Origin of the sequence: Streptomyces sp. ML-6 (assembly GCF_030116705.1) — a bacterium.
Classification (GTDB): domain Bacteria; phylum Actinomycetota; class Actinomycetes; order Streptomycetales; family Streptomycetaceae; genus Streptomyces.
The window spans coordinates 6,445,693-6,462,287 of the sequence record NZ_JAOTIK010000001.1 but is presented as its reverse complement, the minus strand read 5'-3'; the positions used below and the strand labels follow the sequence as shown (position 1 = coordinate 6,462,287).

The window sequence follows — 16,595 nt, the reverse complement described above, 5'->3', positions numbered from 1 at the left end:
CGGGCCCGAATCGACTGACCGTGTCCCTCGCGACGAAGGACCGCCCTGCCGGTTTAGTACCAGTGGTACCAGGCGTACGCCTTCAGGCTCTTCTCCGGCGTCATCTTGTCCTTGAGCAAGAAAAGGAACTTCATAACAGCACCTCCACCTTTTACTCTGAATTTGCATTCACAGGGCATGACTCGGCCTGTTCGCGACATCAGCCCCCGCCTCGGGCAGGGAATTCCCTTGCCGCTCACCGCCGAAAAGAGTGAAGCCCAGCGAGAAAGCGCTTGTCAATGACTTCTTTTGCGTCGCGTGCGACTTGCGGCAAATATGGAGAACATGACGGAATGACCGACCGGGGAGGAGGGCCGGAGGGACCGACCCGGAAAAGCGTCCAGGCGTCCAGTTTCTGCACCCCACCCCCGTCACACCGACGGCGCTGAGCAGGGAAGACGAGGGAAGCCACGATCGATTCCCATACCCTTGCGAGCGCGTGCACACAAGGGCCTGAAGAGTCGAATTCACCCACCGAATGTCTGAATCTCTGACAATGCACGATGTTTAGAACCGGGTTTTCGCTTTCCGCGCGACCACGGAAACCGCGAGGCGGAGGAACCAAATAAACGTACCGGTCGGTAATCCCGGATCCATTTGGATAAAAAATTGATTCGCCGATGAAACCGAAACGCCCCGGCATCCGTCCGGGGAACTGCGGGGACCGCCCGGTACACGGTGGCGGGACCGCCGGGAGGGCGGCCTCCCGCCGCCGCGCACCGGGCGGTGGGGCAGTGAGCGGAGAGCGGTGGACGGTGGGGCGGAGAGCGGTGGGCGGTGGCTCAGCGCTGATAACGGGCCAGGACCCGGTTCCCGTCGTCGACCAGACGTTTCCTCAGCTCCTCGGCCCCGATCGCACCGCTGTAGTACTCCTGGAGGGCGGGGGTCGCGACCTTGTCCTTCCATTCCGGGTAGCCGCGCACCGACTGGGCGGGCGCCGGACGCAGTTCCTCCGCGACGGCGACGCCGGTCGCCCAGCCGTTCTCGGCGGTGTGCAGGGACGGGTCCGCGAGCGCCGCGGTGCCGGTCGGGAGCATCCAGTCGCCCTTGGCCAGGCGCACCATGTTCGGCGGCCGGAGCAGGAAGTCGATGAACTGCGCGGCCGCCTTCTTGTGCGGGCTGGCCGCCGAGACGGAGAGGGTCTGCGGACTCACCCCCTGGGCGAGTCCTCCGCTGCCCGCCGGGGCCGGCAGGACCATCCACTCGAAGCCCTCGGGGGCCTGCTCGACGACCTGCTGACGGTACGAGAACCCCAGCGGGACCATCGCGTACTTGCCGCCGAAGAAGCCGGGAAGGGTGTCGGAGCCGCCCATGCCGAGCGCGGTGCGCGAGGCGCTGCGGTCGGTGTTGACCTGGTCGTGGATGACGCCGGGGACGACCCGGTCGCCCTCGTCCGCGCGGATGGTCACCTTGCCGTCGGCGCCCCGGTGGAAGAGCTTGCCCCCGCCGGAGAGGCCGAGGTTCAGCGTGACGGAGACCGGCTCCTTGAGCGGCCAGGCGACGCCGTACCTGCCCTCCTTCGTCAGTTCCCCGGTGATCTGCCGGAACTCGGCCCAGCTCCAGGGGTTCCGGGGCGTCGGGATGCGGACCCCCGATTCCTTCAGGATCCTGGCATTGGCGATCAGGACCCGGGGTTCCTGGAGGAACGGCACCCCGTAGACGCCGTCGCCGAAGGTGGTGGTCTCCCAGCTCTCCCGCGGGATGTCGGCGGTCAGCCGGGCGGGGAGGAGTCCGCGCAGGTCGGCGAGGTGGCCGCCGTACGCGAAGTCGGCCAGGTCGTCGGAGGCATCGTGGATGACGTCCGGCGCCTCGTCGCCCTCGAAGGAGGTGAGCAGCTGGTCGTGGACGGTGTCCCAGCTGCCCTGGACGTAGCTGACATGGATGTCCGGGTGGGTCTCGTTCCACTCCTTCACCAGTTGCTTGTTGGCGTCGACGGACTCCTTCTGCCAGGCGAGCGACTGGAAGGTGAGCTCGATCCTCCCGTCGTCGCCCCCGTTGTCCGGTCCCGCGCAGCCGGTGAGCAGCAGGGCCAGCACCGCGGTCGCGGCGGCGGCCGTCCTCGTCAGGGACGCGCGCATCAGCTCTTCACCGCCCCGGCCGTCATGCCGCCGGTGATCCGCCGCTGGATGACCGCGAAGATGACCAGCGAGGGCAGGGTGGCGAGGAACGCGGCGGCGGCCAGCGGTCCGAGGTCGGCCGCCCCCTCCGCCCCGATGAAGTGGGTCAGCACGACCGGCAGGGTCTGTTTCTCCGGCGTCTTGAGCAGGACGAGCGCGAAGAAGAGCTCGTTCCACGCGGTGATGAAGGCGAAGAGCGCGGTGGCGACGATGCCGGGGGCCAGCAGCGGGGCGGTGACCGAGACGAGCGTGCGCAGCCGACCCGCGCCGTCCACCGAGGCGGCCTCCTCCAGTTCGACGGGCACGGCCCGGACGTATCCGGTCAGCATCCAGAGCGCGAACGGCAGCGCCCAGACGACGTACACCATGATCAGCCCCCACCGGGTGTTGATCAGATGCAGGTGCTTCAGGATCAGGAAGAGCGGAATGATCATCAGGACGATCGGGAACGCCTGGCTGACCACGACCCATCCGGTGGCGGCCGTCGAGAGCCTGGAGCGGTGACGGGCCATCACATAGGCCATGGGGGTGGCGACGAGGACCGCGAGGAACGCGGCGCAGGCCGCGGCGAGCAGGGAGTTGGCGGCGGCCTGGAGCAGCGGCTGTTCGTCGAAGGCCGTGCGGAAGTTGTCGAGCGTCGGGTTCTCGGGGATCCAGGTGGGGTGCAGGGACCCCAGTTCGCGTGCCGGTTTGAAGGCGGTGGAGATCAGCCACAGGAACGGAAACGCCAGGAAGACGAGGTACCCGAGGAGCACGAGGTACTGCGCGGCGCGTGCCGGTCCGCCGGTGCGCGGGTTCATCGGTCCTCGCCCCCTCCGAGCCGGCCGGCCAGGTACACCGCGAGGATCACGGAGATCACCGCGACCATCACGCAGCCCATGGCGGCGGCGTAGCCGAACTGTCCGTAGTGGAACGCCTCTTCGTAGGCGAAGAGCATGGGCAGCCGGGTGCGGCCGCCGGGTTCGCCGTTGGTCAGTACGTAGACCAGGGCGAAGGAGTTGAAGTTCCAGATGAAGTTGAGGGCGGTGATGGCGAGCGCGACCGGTTTGAGCGCCGGCCAGGTGACGGTCCGGAAGCGGCGCCAGGCACCGGCCCCGTCCAGGGCCGCCGCCTCGTGGAGTTCGTGCGGGGTGTTCTGCAGTCCGGCGAGCAGGGCGACGGTGGTCTGGGGCATGCCGGCCCAGACGCCCACGACGATCACGGCGGGCAGGGCGGTGGCCAGTCCGGTGAGCCAGTCCCGGCCGTCGCCCAGGCCGAGGTCGCGGATGGTCTCGTTGAGGACACCCGCGTCGGGGTGGTAGACGAGGCGCCACATGATGCCGACGACCACCTCGGGCATCGCCCACGGGATGATCGCCAGGGCCCGCGCCAGCCAGCGCAGCCGCAGCTTCTGGTTGAGCAGCAGGGCGAGGCCGAGGGCCAGTACGAACTGCGGGACCGTGACGCCGACCGCCCACAGCAGCCCGATCCGGAAAGAGTCCCAGAAGAGGGTGTCGTGGAGCAGGTCCTGGAAGTTGAGCCCGCCCACCCACTGGGTGGCGCGGGTGCGGCCGGACTGGGCGTCGGTGAAGGCCAGCGCGATGCCGTAGAGGAGGGGGCCGACGCTGAGGACCAGGATCGGGATCAGCGCGGGCAGGACCAGGAACCAGGCGCCGACGTTCCGATGGACCGGCCGGGACTGTCCGCCGGGCGGGCCACCGGGTGGGCCCTTCTTCCCGGAATCCACGGCTGCATCCGCCAATACCATTGATTCGCCCCCTTGCGTCATTCGATCGGTTTCATACCGTTCTGGCCGCTCAGGTGGCCCCCGTCATCGTGCTGAGGGCCCGTGGGTTCGTCAAGGCGACCTGCACGGATGCGAAAATCGGATCCATGAACGAGATGCGTGCGCGCGAGGTGCTGGCCGCTGCCGGACTGTCCGGTGGTGCGGAGCTGCTCGCGCTCGGCGAGAACGCGGTGTTCGCCGTCGGCGACCTGGTGGTCAAGGTCGGCCGGGACGCCGTGCGCCACCCGGAACTGCGGGAGCGGGCCGAACGCGAGGTGGCCGTCGCCCGCTGGCTGGCCGACTCGGGGGTCCCCGCCGTGCGCGCCGCCGAGGCGGGGGCGCGCCTGGTCGAGGGCCACCCGGTGACGCTCTGGCACCGGCTTCCCGAGGCCGTGCGCCCCGCCGAGCCGCGGGATCTGGCCGGGCTGCTCGCCCTGGTGCACGCGCTGCCCGCCCCGGAGGGAATCTCCCTGCCGCGCCGTGAGCTGCTGGGCGGGGTTGAGCGCTGGCTGCGGCTCGCCGGTGACGCCATCGACCCGGCCGACGCCGACTACCTGCGCAAGCGGCGCGACGGCTTCGCGGCGGCCTCGGCGGCGCTGGTGCCCCATCTGCCGCCGGGGCCGATCCACGGGGACGCCCTTACCCGTAATGTCCACGTCGGCCCGGACGGGCCGGTACTGGTCGACCTGGAGACCTTCTCCGCGGATCTGCGCGAGCACGACCTGGTCGTCCTGGCGCTGTCCCGGGACCGGTACGGCCTGGCGCCCGAGGCGTACGACGCCTTCACCGCCGGCTACGGCTGGGACGTCCGCGAGTGGGACGGCTGCGCGGTGCTGCGCGGGGCGCGGGAGACGGCCAGCTGCGCGTGGGTCTCCCAGCACGCCCCGGCCAATCCGCGGGCGCTCGCGGAGTTCCGCCGCCGGGTGGCGTCGTTGCGGGACGGCGACCCGGCGGTGCGGTGGTACCCGTTCTGAGCACCGGTCACGGGGCGCCTCCGGCCGCCCGGAGCGCGTCCCGGAGCGGGCGGCGTCTTCGGGCGGGCCCGCACCGTCCGGCATCCCTGCCCGTGCCCGGTCCTCGGACCGGGCGGGCCCGGGAGGCTCAGCCCGGGACGCCGGCCGGCTCCCGCAGGGGCCAGTGGCCGTCGATCACCGCGTCCGCCGTGCCCTTGCGGCGCAGGAACTGCTGGAAGTCCGCCGCCCACTGCGCGTACCACTCCACCTGGCGCTCGTGCAGCTCGGCGGCGGTCAGTGCGGCCACCGAGCCGTGCCGCTCGGCTATCGCGTACGCCACCCGGACCGCGGCCAGCGCGTCCGCCCCCGCGTCGTGGGCGCCGCCGTGCACCACGCCGTACTCGACGCAGACCGCTTCGAGGTTGCGCTTGCCCTTGCGGTAGCGGTCGACGGCCCGGTCGATGGTGTACGGGTCGATGACCGGGCCGATCCCCGCCCCGTCGAGCCGGTCGCTCAGCGAGGGCAGCCCGTGGCGCCGCAGCTCCGCCGTGAGCAGGGTCAGGTCGAAGGCCGCGTTGTACGCCACGACCGGCACTCCGCGGCGCCAGTACTCCGTGAGCGTCCCGGCGACCTCGTCGGCGACCTCGCGCGCCGGCCGGCCCTCCGCCGCCGCCCGCTCGTTGCTGATGCCGTGGATCGCGGAGGCCGGCTCGGGGATCGGAACGCCCGGATCCGCCAGCCAGGTGCGCTGGCGCACCGGCTCCCCGTCCCGGCCGTCGACGCCGATGACCGCCGCCGTGACGATCCGGGCCTCCAGCGGTTCCGTACCCGTCGTCTCCAGGTCGAAGCCGACCAGCGCCTCCCGGTGCCAGCTCATCCCGTAACCTCCTTCGTGGTGCTCTCCCCCATGTGCGTCCACCCTCGCACGCACCACTGACAACGCCGCCGCGGCCCCTCAGGAGACGGGTCGCCCTCAGGAAACGGGGCGGGAGTCCGTCCACACGGATTCGAACTCCTCGCGGTACGTCTCGAACAGTCCGTGCTCGTTGTCCTGCCCGGCCCGGACCACGGCGCGCCCGCCGCCGCGCAGCACCAGCACGGGCGCCTCCATGCCGCGTGCGCGCCTCAGATAGGGCTGGACGACCCCGACCGCGTCCGTTCCGTCGCCGTCCACCAGATAGGCCGTGAAGCGCGGCGTCTCGTCGAAGACGTGGATCTCGAAGGCGCCCGGGTCGCGGAGCTTGGAGCGGACCCGGCGCATGTGGAGGATGTTCATCTCCACCGACCGGCTCAGCTCGCCCTTCTTGATCCCCAGCTCCCGCTCGCGGCGCTTGACCGCGCTGCTGGCCGGGTTGATGAAGAGCAGCCGCACCCGGCAGCCCGACTCGGCGAGCCGGATCAGCCTGCGGCCGGAGAAGTTCTGCACCAGCAGGTTGAGCCCGATGCCGATCGCGTCCAGCCGGCGCGCCCCGCCGAAGAGGTCCTCGGCGGGCAACTGGCGCTGGAGCCGCACCCGGTCGGCGTGGACGGAGACCACGTCCGCGTACCGGTCGCCGACCAGTTCCTCGACGGCGTCGACCGGGAGCCGGTCGGCCGACGGGACGGCGGCGCCGCTGCCCAGGATCTCCAGCAGCCGGGCGGAGGCCCGCTCGGCCTGGGCGAGGACCGCCTTGTTCAGGGCCCGGTTGCGGGAGACCACGTTGCGGGCGACCTCCAGCTCGTCGAGCGCCAGCTCCACCTCGCGCCGGTCGTCGAAGTACGGCTCGAAGCACGGCCAGTGCTGGACCATCAGCTCGCGCAGCTGCGGGAGCGTGAGGAAACTGAGGACGTTGTCGTCGGCGGGGTCCAGCAGGTAGCCCTTGCGGCGGGAGACCTCGCGCACGGCGACGGCGCGCTGCACCCACTCCTGCCCGGCGGGGCCGGCGGCGGCCACCACCCAGTCCTCGCCGTGGACCGGTTCGTAGATGGGCCGGAGCACGGCGGCGACCACCGCGCGCAGCCGCTGTTCCACCAGGTTGAGCCAGATGTAGGCGCGTCCGGCCCGCTGGGCGCGCGTGCGCACCTCGCTCCAGGCCTCCGCCCCCCAGTCCAGTTCCGCGCCGATCTCCATGGGCCGCGCAAGTGACACCGCCCCTGGTGGGACGTCGCTGGAATCCCCCTCGTGACCCGTGTCACCCGGGGGTAGCTCGATCCCTCCCGAGCTCACCCGCGCACCGCCTTCCACTCCCCCACCAACGATCAAGGAAGGGTACTCCGCGAGCGGGAGCCGGTGCAGCCCGATCCGCATGCTGCTTCACCAACTCCCCATCGGAGCGGGCCGGTTCCCGACGGTGAGATCTGCCGTAGTGAGGGGATTCATAGTGATTGGGGCCCCTTCCCGGTCCGGGCGCCGGATGTGCGATCCGGCCGGGTGCGCTTCGCGGTTCCGGGCGACACGGAGGGGTTCGATGTTGACCGGACCGCGTGACGTCCTAGGCAGCCGCACGTCTTTCGGGGAAGATTTCGGGAGAGATACGGAACAAACGCCCCCAAAGCCCCAGAGCCCCGAATCACCCGGATCCGAAGGGGAAGAGTCGATTCCATGCAGGTCTGGCCGGGACAGGCATACCCCCTCGGCGCCACGTACGACGGCGCCGGGACCAACTTCGCGGTCTTCTCGGAGGCCGCCCACCGAATCGAGTTGTGCCTGCTGCACGACGACGGTTCCGAGACGGCGGTGGAACTCAGGGAGACCGACGCCTTCGTCCGCCACGCCTACCTGCCCGGGGTGATGCCGGGACAGCGGTACGGATTCCGGGTCCACGGGCCCTACGAACCGCAGCGCGGCGTCCGGTGCAATTCGGCGAAGCTGCTGCTCGACCCGTACGCCCGTGCGGTCGCCGGGCAGATCCGGTGGGGCGAGGAGGTGTACGGCTACCCCTTCGGCCGGCCCGACGCGCGCAACGACCTCGACTCCGCGCCGCACACCATGACCTCGGTGGTGGTCAACCCGTACTTCGACTGGGGGGACGACCGGCGGCCCCGTACGGACTACCACCGCACGGTGATCTACGAGGCCCATGTGAAGGGTCTGACGATGCTCCATCCGGGGCTGCCGAAGGAGCTGCGCGGCACCTACGCGGGGCTGGCCCACCCGGAGGTGATCGCCCATCTGACGGAACTGGGGGTCACGGCCATCGAACTGATGCCGGTGCACCAGTTCGTCCAGGACCACCGGCTGGCCGACGCCGGGCTGGCCAACTACTGGGGCTACAACACCATCGGCTTCTTCGCCCCGCACAACGCGTACGCCTCCTGGGGCGACCGGGGCGAGCAGGTGCTGGAGTTCAAGCAGGCCGTGCGGGCACTGCACCAGGCGGGCATCGAGGTGATCCTCGACGTGGTCTACAACCACACCGCCGAGGGCAACCACCTGGGCCCGACGCTCTCCTTCCGGGGCCTGGACAACGCCTCGTACTACCGGCTGGCGGACGACCAGCGGTACTACATGGACACCACGGGCACCGGGAACTCCCTGCTGATGCGGTCGCCGCACGTGCTCCAGCTGATCATGGACTCGCTGCGGTACTGGGTCACGGACATGCACGTGGACGGGTTCCGCTTCGATCTGGCGGCGACCCTGGCCCGGCAGTTCCACGAGGTGGACCGGCTGTCGTCGTTCTTCGACCTGGTGCAGCAGGACCCGGTGGTCAGCCAGGTGAAGCTGATCGCCGAGCCGTGGGACGTGGGCGAGGGCGGCTACCAGGTGGGGAACTTCCCGCCGCTGTGGACCGAGTGGAACGGCAAGTACCGGGACACGGTGCGGGACCTGTGGCGGGGTGAGCCGAGGACCCTCGCCGAGTTCGCCGGCCGGCTGACCGGGTCGTCGGACCTGTACCAGGACGACGGGCGGCGTCCGCTCGCCTCCATCAACTTCACCACCTGCCACGACGGGTTCACCCTGCACGACCTGGTCTCGTACAACGACAAGCACAACGAGGCGAACGGGGAGGGCAACCGGGACGGCGAGAGCCACAACCGGTCCTGGAACTGCGGTGTCGAGGGCGAGACCGACCGGCCCGAGGTGCTGGACCTGCGGATGCGGCAGATGCGGAACTTCATCGCCACGCTGATGCTGTCGCAGGGCGTGCCGATGCTGAGCCACGGCGACGAGTTCGCGCGGACGCAGCGGGGCAACAACAACGCCTACTGCCAGGACAACGAGCTGTCCTGGGTGCACTGGCCCGACCCCGTGGACGCCGCGCGGGCCGGCGCCGACGGGGCGGAGGGGGACGGCGGGGGCACGGGGGCCGGCAGTCTGCTGGAGTTCACCCGGGCGATGGTGTGGCTGCGCCGCGACCATCCGGTCTTCCGGCGCCGCCGGTTCTTCCACGGCCGCCCGGTGGAGGGCACCCACGACGAGCTCTCGGACATCGCGTGGTTCACGCCGGAGGGCCACGAGATGACGCAGCGGGACTGGCAGGCCGCGCACGCCAAGGCGTTGACGGTGTTCCTGAACGGGCACGCGATCTCGGAGCCGGGACCGCGCGGCGAGCGGATCTCCGACGACTCGTTCCTGCTGATGTTCAACGCGAGCGCCGAGACGCTGGAGTTCTCCGTCCCGGTCAACCACGGCCGGCAGTGGCTGGTGGTCGTCGACACGGCCCGCCCGGCCGGGGTGCTGCCCGGTGCGGGGCCGAAGGTGGCGGCGGGCGATCGGGTGACGCTGGTCGGGCGGAGCATGGTGGTGCTGCAACGGCCCGCGTGACGCCGCGCGCCGGGCCGGGGGCGATGGTCCCGGTGGCGGGCCGGGCCGCCACCGGGACACCGCCGGTCGAGCCCTTTGCGGCGTCCGGTGACACGGAAGCCGTCCGGCCGGGTACGAACGTCCGCATGACGCCCACCGCCACCTACCGCCTCCAGCTCCAGCCCGGCTTCCCGTTCTCGGCGGCGGGACGCGCCGTGCCGTACCTCGCCGGGCTCGGTGTCTCCCACCTCCATCTGTCCCCCGTCCTGGAGGCCGTGCCGGGCTCCCGGCACGGCTACGACGTCGTCGACCACGGCCGGGTGCGGGCCGAACTCGGCGGCGAGGAAGGGCTGCGGGAGCTGGCCCGCACGGCGCGGGCGCACGGTCTCGGGCTGGTCCTGGACATCGTGCCGAACCACATGGCCGCCCACCCCCGGCACAACCACGCCCTGCGGGAGGTGCTGCGCGAGGGCCCCGGATCCCCGTACGCCCGCTGGTTCGACATCGACTGGGCGGCGGGCGGCGGCAAGGTGCTGCTGCCGGTGCTCGGCGGCCGGCTCGGCGAGGAGATCGGCCGGTTGCGGGTGGACGGGGACGTGCTGCGCCACGGCGAGCAGGAGTTCCCGCTGCGGGCCGGCACCGCGGGGCTGCCGCTGCCCGAGCTGCTGGACGCCCAGCACTACCGGCTCGCCTGGTGGCGGCTGGCCCGTACCGAGCTGAACTACCGGCGGTTCTTCACGGTCTCGGACCTCATCGGGGTGCGGGTGGAGGACCCCGAGGTCTTCGCCGCCACCCACGGCAAGATCCTCGAACTGGTCCGGGACGGCGTCGTCGACGGGCTGCGCGTCGACCACCCCGACGGGCTCGCCGATCCGGCGGCCTACCTGGACCGGCTCGCGGCGGCGACCGGCGGGCGGTGGACGGTGGTGGAGAAGATCCTCGGCCCCGCCGAGCGGCTGCCCGCGGGCTGGGCCGTCGCCGGGACGACGGGGTACGAGGCGCTGCACCGGGTCGACGGGCTGTTCGTCGACCCGATGGGCGCGGCGGAGCTGGTCGGCCGCTACCGGGAGTACGCCGGGCCGGCGGACGGGCTCGGCGGCGACTGGACCTCGACCGTCCGCCGGGCCGCGTACCGGGTCGTGACGCACGAGCTGGCCGCGGAGACCGGGGTGCTGACCCGGCTCGCCGTACGGATCTGTGCCGCCGACCCGGCGCTGCGCGACCACGCCCCGTGGGCCCTGCGCGCCGCCGTGCGCGAACTGCTCGTGCGGGTGCCCGTCTACCGCCCGTACGTGACGGCCGGCGGGCCCTGTTCGCAGGAGGCCGCGGCGACGCTCCCGGAATCGGCCGTGCGGGACGCGCGGGCGACGTTCGCCGTCCCGGAGGAGGCCTCGGCGGTCGACGTGGTGCGGGAGCTGGCTCTGGGGCGGCTGGGGGCGGGGCCGGAGCGGGAGGCGTTCTGCGTCCGGTTCGCCCAGACCGCGTCCGCGCTGCGCGCCAAGTCGGTCGAGGACGCCGCGTTCTACCGGTACCTGCCGCTGATCGCGGCGAACGAGGTGGGCGGGAACCCCGGGCGGCCCGCGGTGATGCCGGAGGAGTTCCACGCCTTCTGCGCCCGGTCGGCCGCCGACCGGTCGGCCGGCGGCACGGTGCTGACCACCCACGACACCAAGCGGAGCGCCGATGTCCGGGCCCGGATCGCGGTGCTGACGGAGTGTCCGGAGAAGTGGTCCGGGCTGCTCACGGAACTGGGGCGGGCGGTGCCGGTCGCCGCTCCCGACGCGCAGTTCGCCTGGCAGGCCTGGCAGACCGCGGTGGGCTGCGCGGGGCTGCCGGCCGGCGAGGTGGCGGGCCGGCTGGAGCCGGCGCTGCTGAAGGCGGTCCGCGAGGCGGGGCTGCGCACCGGCTGGACCGAGCCCGATCCGGCGTACGAGCGGGCGGTGGTCGACTTCGTGGCGGCCGGTCCGGCCGCCGGCACCGGGCCGGTGCGCGAGACGCTGGACCGGTTCACGGCCGCGCTCGCCCCGTACGCGCGGGCCAATGTGCTGGGGGCGGCCCTGGTGCACCTCACGATGCCGGGCGTGCCGGACCTGTACCAGGGCACGGAACGGGAGTACGTGGCGCTGGTCGACCCGGACAACCGCCGCCCCTTCCGCGCCCCGTCCGCCGACGCCCCGGCCTGCGAGAAGAGCCGGCTGACCGCGACGGTGCTGCGGCTGCGGCGCGAGCGGCCGGAGGTGTTCGGCGCGGCGGGCGCGTACACCCCGCTGGGCGCGCGGGGTCCGGCGGCCGCGCACTGCCTGGCGTTCTGCCGCGGGGGCCAGGTGGTCACCGCGGTGACCAGGCTGTCGCTGCGGCTGGCCGAGTCGGGGGGCTGGCACGATACGGAGCTGGTGCTGCCGGACGACGGGCCGTGGGCCGATCTGCTGGCGCCCGGCCGGGAGTTCGGCGGGGCGTCGGTCGCGCTCGCCGAGCTCTTCGCCGACCGGCCGGTGGCGCTGCTCGGCCGGGTCTGACGACGGGGCTCCGCCGGTCACGGGCGGCCCCGGCGGCGCGGCTCGGCCGGGTCTGGGGCCGAGGCTCCGCGGGCCGTGCGGCCGGGAGCCGTACGGGGTCCGCGCGCCGTGCGGGCGCGGGCCGCCGGTCCGGCGTGCCGGTGCTCAGGCGGGCGGGCCGGGGACGGGTACGGAGAGGCGGAAGCTCATCTGCCCGAAGCTCACCTGGTCCCCCTCGCGGACCGGGACCGTGCCGATGACCCGCTGCCCGTTGACGCAGGTGCCGTTGGTCGAGCCGAGGTCGCGCAGCAGCCACCGGCCGTCCCGCACGGTGAGTTCCGCGTGGAACCGGGAGACGGTCTCGTGGCTGAGCCGCAGGCCGTTGCCCGGGTCGCGGCCGATGAGCAGGGGGCTCGGGCTCGGGCCGGGCAGCAGGAGCTTCGGGAGCCGTTCGGTCTGCCAGACCCGGCGCACCCGGCCGGGGAAGCCGGACACCCCGCCCACCACCCGGAGTATCCGTCGCGACCAGCGGCCCCCGCCCTCCAGGTCGGCGGTGAGCGGCTCCAGGTCCTCGGGGCGCCGGGCGGTGAGGGCCAGTTCCATGCGCCGCATGAAGGTGTCGTGGGACAGCTTGCCCTGTGCGGCGCCGTCTCTGAGTACGCCGAGGACACGGTCGCGCTGGGCGTCGGACAGCCGCACGGGATACGTGTGGGACTCGAAGGGGGACGTCACGGGCCAATTGTCGGCCCGACCGCCCCGGAGTGTCCAGAACGGTCCCGGCTTCCCCGCCTTGGCCCACGTGTCACGCACGCGCACCGGGGCGGGAGGAGCCGCGCCGGAATTCCCGCGCGGAACCCGGGGCGATTGGCTAATGTCTGCCGCCGCAAGCCGTCGGCGCCCGCCGGACGGCCTTTCGCCCTTCGAGGAGACCGTGTGCCCCATGCCCCGCGGGAACTGACCGTCCGCCCGCTCGCCGGTCCGCAGGAGCTCGGACTCTTCCGGCAGCAGCTCTCCTACGTGCTCGACCACGAGCTCGCCGACGACCTGGCGAGCGGGCGCCGTCGCCCCGGGTGGATGTGGGTGGCGCTGCGCGGCGACCGCGTGGTGGCGCGGCTCGCGTGGTGGGGCCGGGCCGGGGGCCCTCCGCTGCTGCTCGACTACTTCGACCTCGACGACACCCTGCCCGGGCCCGAGCGCGACGAGGTGGGCCTGCGGCTGCTGGAGACGGCGACGGCGGTGGTCGTCCCGGCCGGGACGAAGCGGCCCGAGTACGGGCGGTTCGTCCCGCCGGACTGGCGCGAGGACCCGGCGGTGCGCGAGGCCGTCGAGGCACGGATACGGGTGATGGAACGTTCCGGCGCACGGCTGCTGGTCGAGCGGCTGCGCCTGGAGTGGCGGGCCGGTACGCCGGTCCCGGCCGACGGCGGCCGGCTGCGGTTCCGCCCGGTGGAGGGGCGCGAGGACCTCCTCGCGCTGATGGCCCCGGTCATGGAGGGCACCCTCGACGCCCATGGACAGGCCGACCTGGCGTCCGGGCTCAGCGCCCGCGAGGCGGCCGAGAAGCACTACGACGAGGAGCTGGCGGGGTACTCGACACCGCGGGAGTGGTGGCGCGTCGCCGAACTCCCGGACGGTGAACCGGTCGGGTTCGTGATTCCGGCGCGCAACGACTACAACCCGATCATCGCCTATATCGGTGTGCTGCCCGCCCGGCGCGGCCACGGCTACATCGACGACATCCTCGCCGAGGGCACCAGGGTGCTGGCCGCGCAGGACGGCGTGGCACGCATCCGGGCCGCCACCGACCTCGGCAACGTCCCGATGGCGAGGTCCTTCGCCCGTCTGGGGTACGTGAACTTCGAGCGCTCCTTCGACATGGTCTGGGACTGAGGACCGGCCGGGGCGAGGCGTCCCGGCTCACTTCCCCGGCGTCCCGGCTCACTCCCCCGTCGTCGCGGCGGCCCCGGAGCGCCCGGCGCGCTCCGCCAGCCAATCCAGGCGGAGCCGCTGTTCGGCGGGGATCGTCGCGTCCTCGCCGCGCGGGCCCACGGTGAGCAGCAGGTTGCCGCCGGTGGCGGCGGTGTCGCGGACCAGCGTCTCCAGTTCCGCCCGGCGGAGGAACGCCCCGGGCGGCGCGGCCCGGTTGTAGCCGGCGCCGGGGCCGAGGTCGCGGGTGACCTCGTACGGGCCGGTGCCGGGCCGGAAGCCGCGGTTCCCGGGCCCGTGCGCGGTGCGTCCCCCGTCCCCGGCTCCGGCGCGGCGCGCCCACCGCTCGTACAGCGTCCCGGCACCGGGCAGCCGCAGTGCGTGCCGGACCGGCGGGGCCGGTACCGGGTGGTCGGCGACGCCGTGGGGGACGGTGAACCGGTGGTAGTCGACGAGGCGCCGGGCGTCGATGCGGGTGCCGGGCCAGAAGAGGTCGGTGCGCAGCACGTCGGGACGGTAACGGCGGGTCAGTTCGCGCAGCTGGGCACTCGCGTAGTCGGGGTAGCCGCCGCGCGGAACCGCCCGGACGAGGTCGGCCGGGCCTGCCACGGGGCGGCCGTCGAAGGTCCGGTCGAGCCCGCCGGAGTAGTGGACGCCGAAGCGCATCCCCTCGGCCCGTACCGCTTCGGCGAACTCCCCGGCCACGTCGCGCCGGGTGTGCCAGCCGGCCCGGTGCGGGTTGCGGATCGCGGAGGGCCAGAGGCAGAAGCCGTCGTGGTGCTTGACGACGAGGACCGCGTAACGGGCCCCCGCCGCCCGGAAGGCGCGGGCCCAGCCGGTGGGGTCCCAGGCGTGCAGCGCGTCGTTGAAGTCGCCCCCGAACGCGGCGTAGGGGCGGGTGCCGTAGGTCGCGCGGTGGTGGGCCGAGACGGGGCTGCCGGGGAAGCGGAGCGCGTTCTCGTACCACTCGGCGCGCGACGTCCAGCCGAGCGGCGCGCGGCGTCCAGCCAGGGGGAGTTCGTCCGCCGGTACGTGCTGCGGGGCCCAGCCCGGCACGGAGGCGGGCGTCCAGTGCACGAGGATGCCCAGTCCGGCCCGGGACCACCAGGAAGCGACCATGGCGCGAAGTATTGATCATTCCGGGGCCGTTCGTAAGCCCCCGGTCCGGCCCCGGGACGGGTGGGCCGGACCGGGTCGGGTCAGCGTGCCGGGCCGGCCGCCTTCTGCGCGTGGATCAGGTCGCGGTACCAGGCGTACGAGTCCTTGGGGGTCCGGCGCAGCGTCTCGTAGTCGATGTGGACCAGGCCGAACCGCTTGCTGGCGCCCTCGATCCACTCGACGTTGTCGGTGAGCGACCAGGTGAAGTAGCCGCGCACGTCCACGCCGGCGTCGATGGCCGTGCGCAGGGCCCGCAGGTGCCCCTCCAGGTAGGCGATGCGGCGGGTGTCCGCGGCGGGCTCGTCGACGGCGCAGCCGTTCTCGGTGATGTAGAGCGGCGGGAGCCGGTCACCGAAGCGGTCGTGGAGCTGGACGAGGGTCTCGCGCAGTCCGTCGGGCACGACGGGCCAGCCGAAGTCGGTCTTCTCGTAACCCTCTATCTCCCGGATGCCGAAGGGGAGTTCGGCGGGCATCCGGAAGCCGGAGAATTCCTCCGGGGCGTCCGCGACGGGGGCGCCGACGAGCGTGGGGTTGTAGTAGTTGACGCCGTACCAGTCGAGCCGGGTGGAGATGGTGGACAGGTCGTCCTCGACCGGGCCCGGCATCAGCGCGGCGATGTTCTCGTCGGGGTAGCGGCCGGTGAGGATCGGGTCGGCGAACGTCCAGTTGGTGAGCGTGTCGTACAGCTCCGCGCCCAGCCTGTCCTCGTCGGAGTCCCCCGCGGTCCAGACGGGGGTGTGCGAGACGGCGACGCCGATGTTGTCCGCGCCCTCGCCGCGCAGGGCGCGCACGGCCAGGCCGTGGGCGAGGAGCTGGTGGTGGGCGGCGGGCAGGGCGTCGAAGAGGAGGGTGCGGCCCGGTGCGTGCTCGCCGAGGGCGTAGCCGAGCAGCGTCACCTCGGCCGGTTCGTTGATGGTGATCCACATCGGTACGCGGTCGGCGAGGCGTTCGGCGACGATTCCGGCGTACTCGGCGAAGCGGTAGGCGGTGTCCCGGTTGAGCCAGCCGCCCTCCTCGTCCAGCGGGAGCGGGGTGTCCCAGTGGTAGAGGGTGGGGACCGGGGCGACGCCCTGGGCGCAGAGCTCGTCGACGAGGCGGTCGTAGAAGTCGAGCCCCTGCGGGTTGACCGCGCCGCTGCCGCCGGGCACCACGCGCGGCCAGCTGACGGAGAACCGGAAGGCGTCGGCGCCCAGGCCCGCCAGCAGGGCGACGTCCTCGCGGTAGTGCTGGTGGAAGCCGGTGCCGCGGGCGGTGTCGGTGCCGTCCTTGATCCGTCCGGGCTGGGCGGCGAAGGCGTCCCAGCCGGAGGGGCCCTTCCCGTCGGTGTCGGCCGCGCCCTCGGTCTGGAACGCGGACGCGGAGGCTCCCCAGAGGAAACCGGGCGGGAACGGCGGCACATTCATCTCGGCCTCCACA

Annotated in this window: 13 protein-coding genes; 4 read left to right on the top strand and 9 right to left on the bottom strand. The window is 72.7% G+C overall.

Annotation, left to right across the window (positions count from 1 at the left end; translation table 11 throughout):
* Positions 1-53 precede the first annotated feature (53 nt).
* The 4 genes from OCT49_RS40175 to OCT49_RS28460 form a co-directional block, all read right to left on the bottom strand.
* Entirely contained in the window at positions 54-134 is an 81-nt protein-coding gene (locus OCT49_RS40175) for a tryptorubin family RiPP precursor (RefSeq protein ID WP_350985409.1), read from the bottom strand.
* A 687-nt stretch (positions 135-821) separates the two neighbouring features.
* Positions 822-2,117, bottom strand: coding sequence for an ABC transporter substrate-binding protein (locus OCT49_RS28470; RefSeq protein WP_283854651.1), 1,296 nt, complete (start codon positions 2,115-2,117; stop codon positions 822-824).
* A complete protein-coding gene (locus OCT49_RS28465; protein ID WP_283854650.1) occupies positions 2,117-2,956 on the bottom strand; it encodes a carbohydrate ABC transporter permease in 840 nt (279 codons plus the stop codon). The genes OCT49_RS28470 and OCT49_RS28465 overlap by 1 nt, the downstream gene beginning before the upstream one ends.
* Positions 2,953-3,903, bottom strand: a complete 951-nt coding sequence (locus tag OCT49_RS28460; protein WP_502963427.1) for a carbohydrate ABC transporter permease — start codon at positions 3,901-3,903, stop codon at positions 2,953-2,955. The genes OCT49_RS28465 and OCT49_RS28460 overlap by 4 nt, the downstream gene beginning before the upstream one ends.
* A 125-nt stretch (positions 3,904-4,028) precedes the next feature.
* On the opposite strand from OCT49_RS28460, the gene OCT49_RS28455 reads away from it, so the two are divergent.
* The gene (locus OCT49_RS28455) at positions 4,029-4,895 is read left to right on the top strand and encodes a phosphotransferase enzyme family protein (RefSeq protein ID WP_283854648.1); all 867 of its coding nucleotides are present in this window, start codon (positions 4,029-4,031) and stop codon (positions 4,893-4,895) included.
* 127 nt (positions 4,896-5,022) lie between these two features.
* Here OCT49_RS28455 and OCT49_RS28450 read toward each other — a convergent pair whose 3' ends face one another.
* Together OCT49_RS28450 and OCT49_RS28445 are read right to left on the bottom strand one after the other, a co-directional pair.
* Positions 5,023-5,751 (bottom strand): 3'-5' exonuclease, encoded by a 729-nt coding sequence (locus tag OCT49_RS28450; protein WP_283854647.1) that lies wholly within the window; start codon positions 5,749-5,751, stop codon positions 5,023-5,025.
* A 96-nt stretch (positions 5,752-5,847) separates the two neighbouring features.
* Complete coding sequence (locus tag OCT49_RS28445; protein ID WP_283854646.1) at positions 5,848-7,080, bottom strand: DUF5919 domain-containing protein; 1,233 nt, start codon at positions 7,078-7,080, stop codon at positions 5,848-5,850.
* A gap of 375 nt (positions 7,081-7,455) precedes the next feature.
* On the opposite strand from OCT49_RS28445, the gene glgX reads away from it, so the two are divergent.
* Both glgX and treY read left to right on the top strand, forming a co-directional pair.
* Positions 7,456-9,621, top strand: a complete 2,166-nt coding sequence (gene glgX / locus OCT49_RS28440) for a glycogen debranching protein GlgX (protein ID WP_283854645.1) — start codon at positions 7,456-7,458, stop codon at positions 9,619-9,621.
* 125 nt (positions 9,622-9,746) lie between these two features.
* On the top strand, positions 9,747-12,116 hold the full coding sequence (gene treY / locus OCT49_RS28435) for a malto-oligosyltrehalose synthase (protein ID WP_283854644.1): 2,370 nt from the start codon (positions 9,747-9,749) through the stop codon (positions 12,114-12,116).
* Between the two features lie 144 nt (positions 12,117-12,260).
* On the opposite strand, the gene OCT49_RS28430 is transcribed toward treY, so the two are convergent.
* Positions 12,261-12,827 (bottom strand): DUF1707 and FHA domain-containing protein, encoded by a 567-nt coding sequence (locus tag OCT49_RS28430; protein WP_283854643.1) that lies wholly within the window; start codon positions 12,825-12,827, stop codon positions 12,261-12,263.
* Between the two features lie 201 nt (positions 12,828-13,028).
* Here OCT49_RS28430 and OCT49_RS28425 point away from each other — a divergent pair, with 201 nt between their 5' ends.
* Entirely contained in the window at positions 13,029-13,985 is a 957-nt protein-coding gene (locus OCT49_RS28425; RefSeq protein WP_283854642.1) for a GNAT family N-acetyltransferase, read from the top strand.
* 48 nt (positions 13,986-14,033) lie between these two features.
* On the opposite strand, the gene OCT49_RS28420 is transcribed toward OCT49_RS28425, so the two are convergent.
* Together OCT49_RS28420 and OCT49_RS28415 are read right to left on the bottom strand one after the other, a co-directional pair.
* A complete protein-coding gene (locus OCT49_RS28420; RefSeq protein ID WP_283854641.1) occupies positions 14,034-15,140 on the bottom strand; it encodes an alpha-L-fucosidase in 1,107 nt (368 codons plus the stop codon).
* An 80-nt stretch (positions 15,141-15,220) separates the two neighbouring features.
* Entirely contained in the window at positions 15,221-16,582 is a 1,362-nt protein-coding gene (locus tag OCT49_RS28415) for a GH1 family beta-glucosidase (RefSeq protein WP_283854640.1), read from the bottom strand.
* Positions 16,583-16,595: the final 13 nt, after the last annotated feature.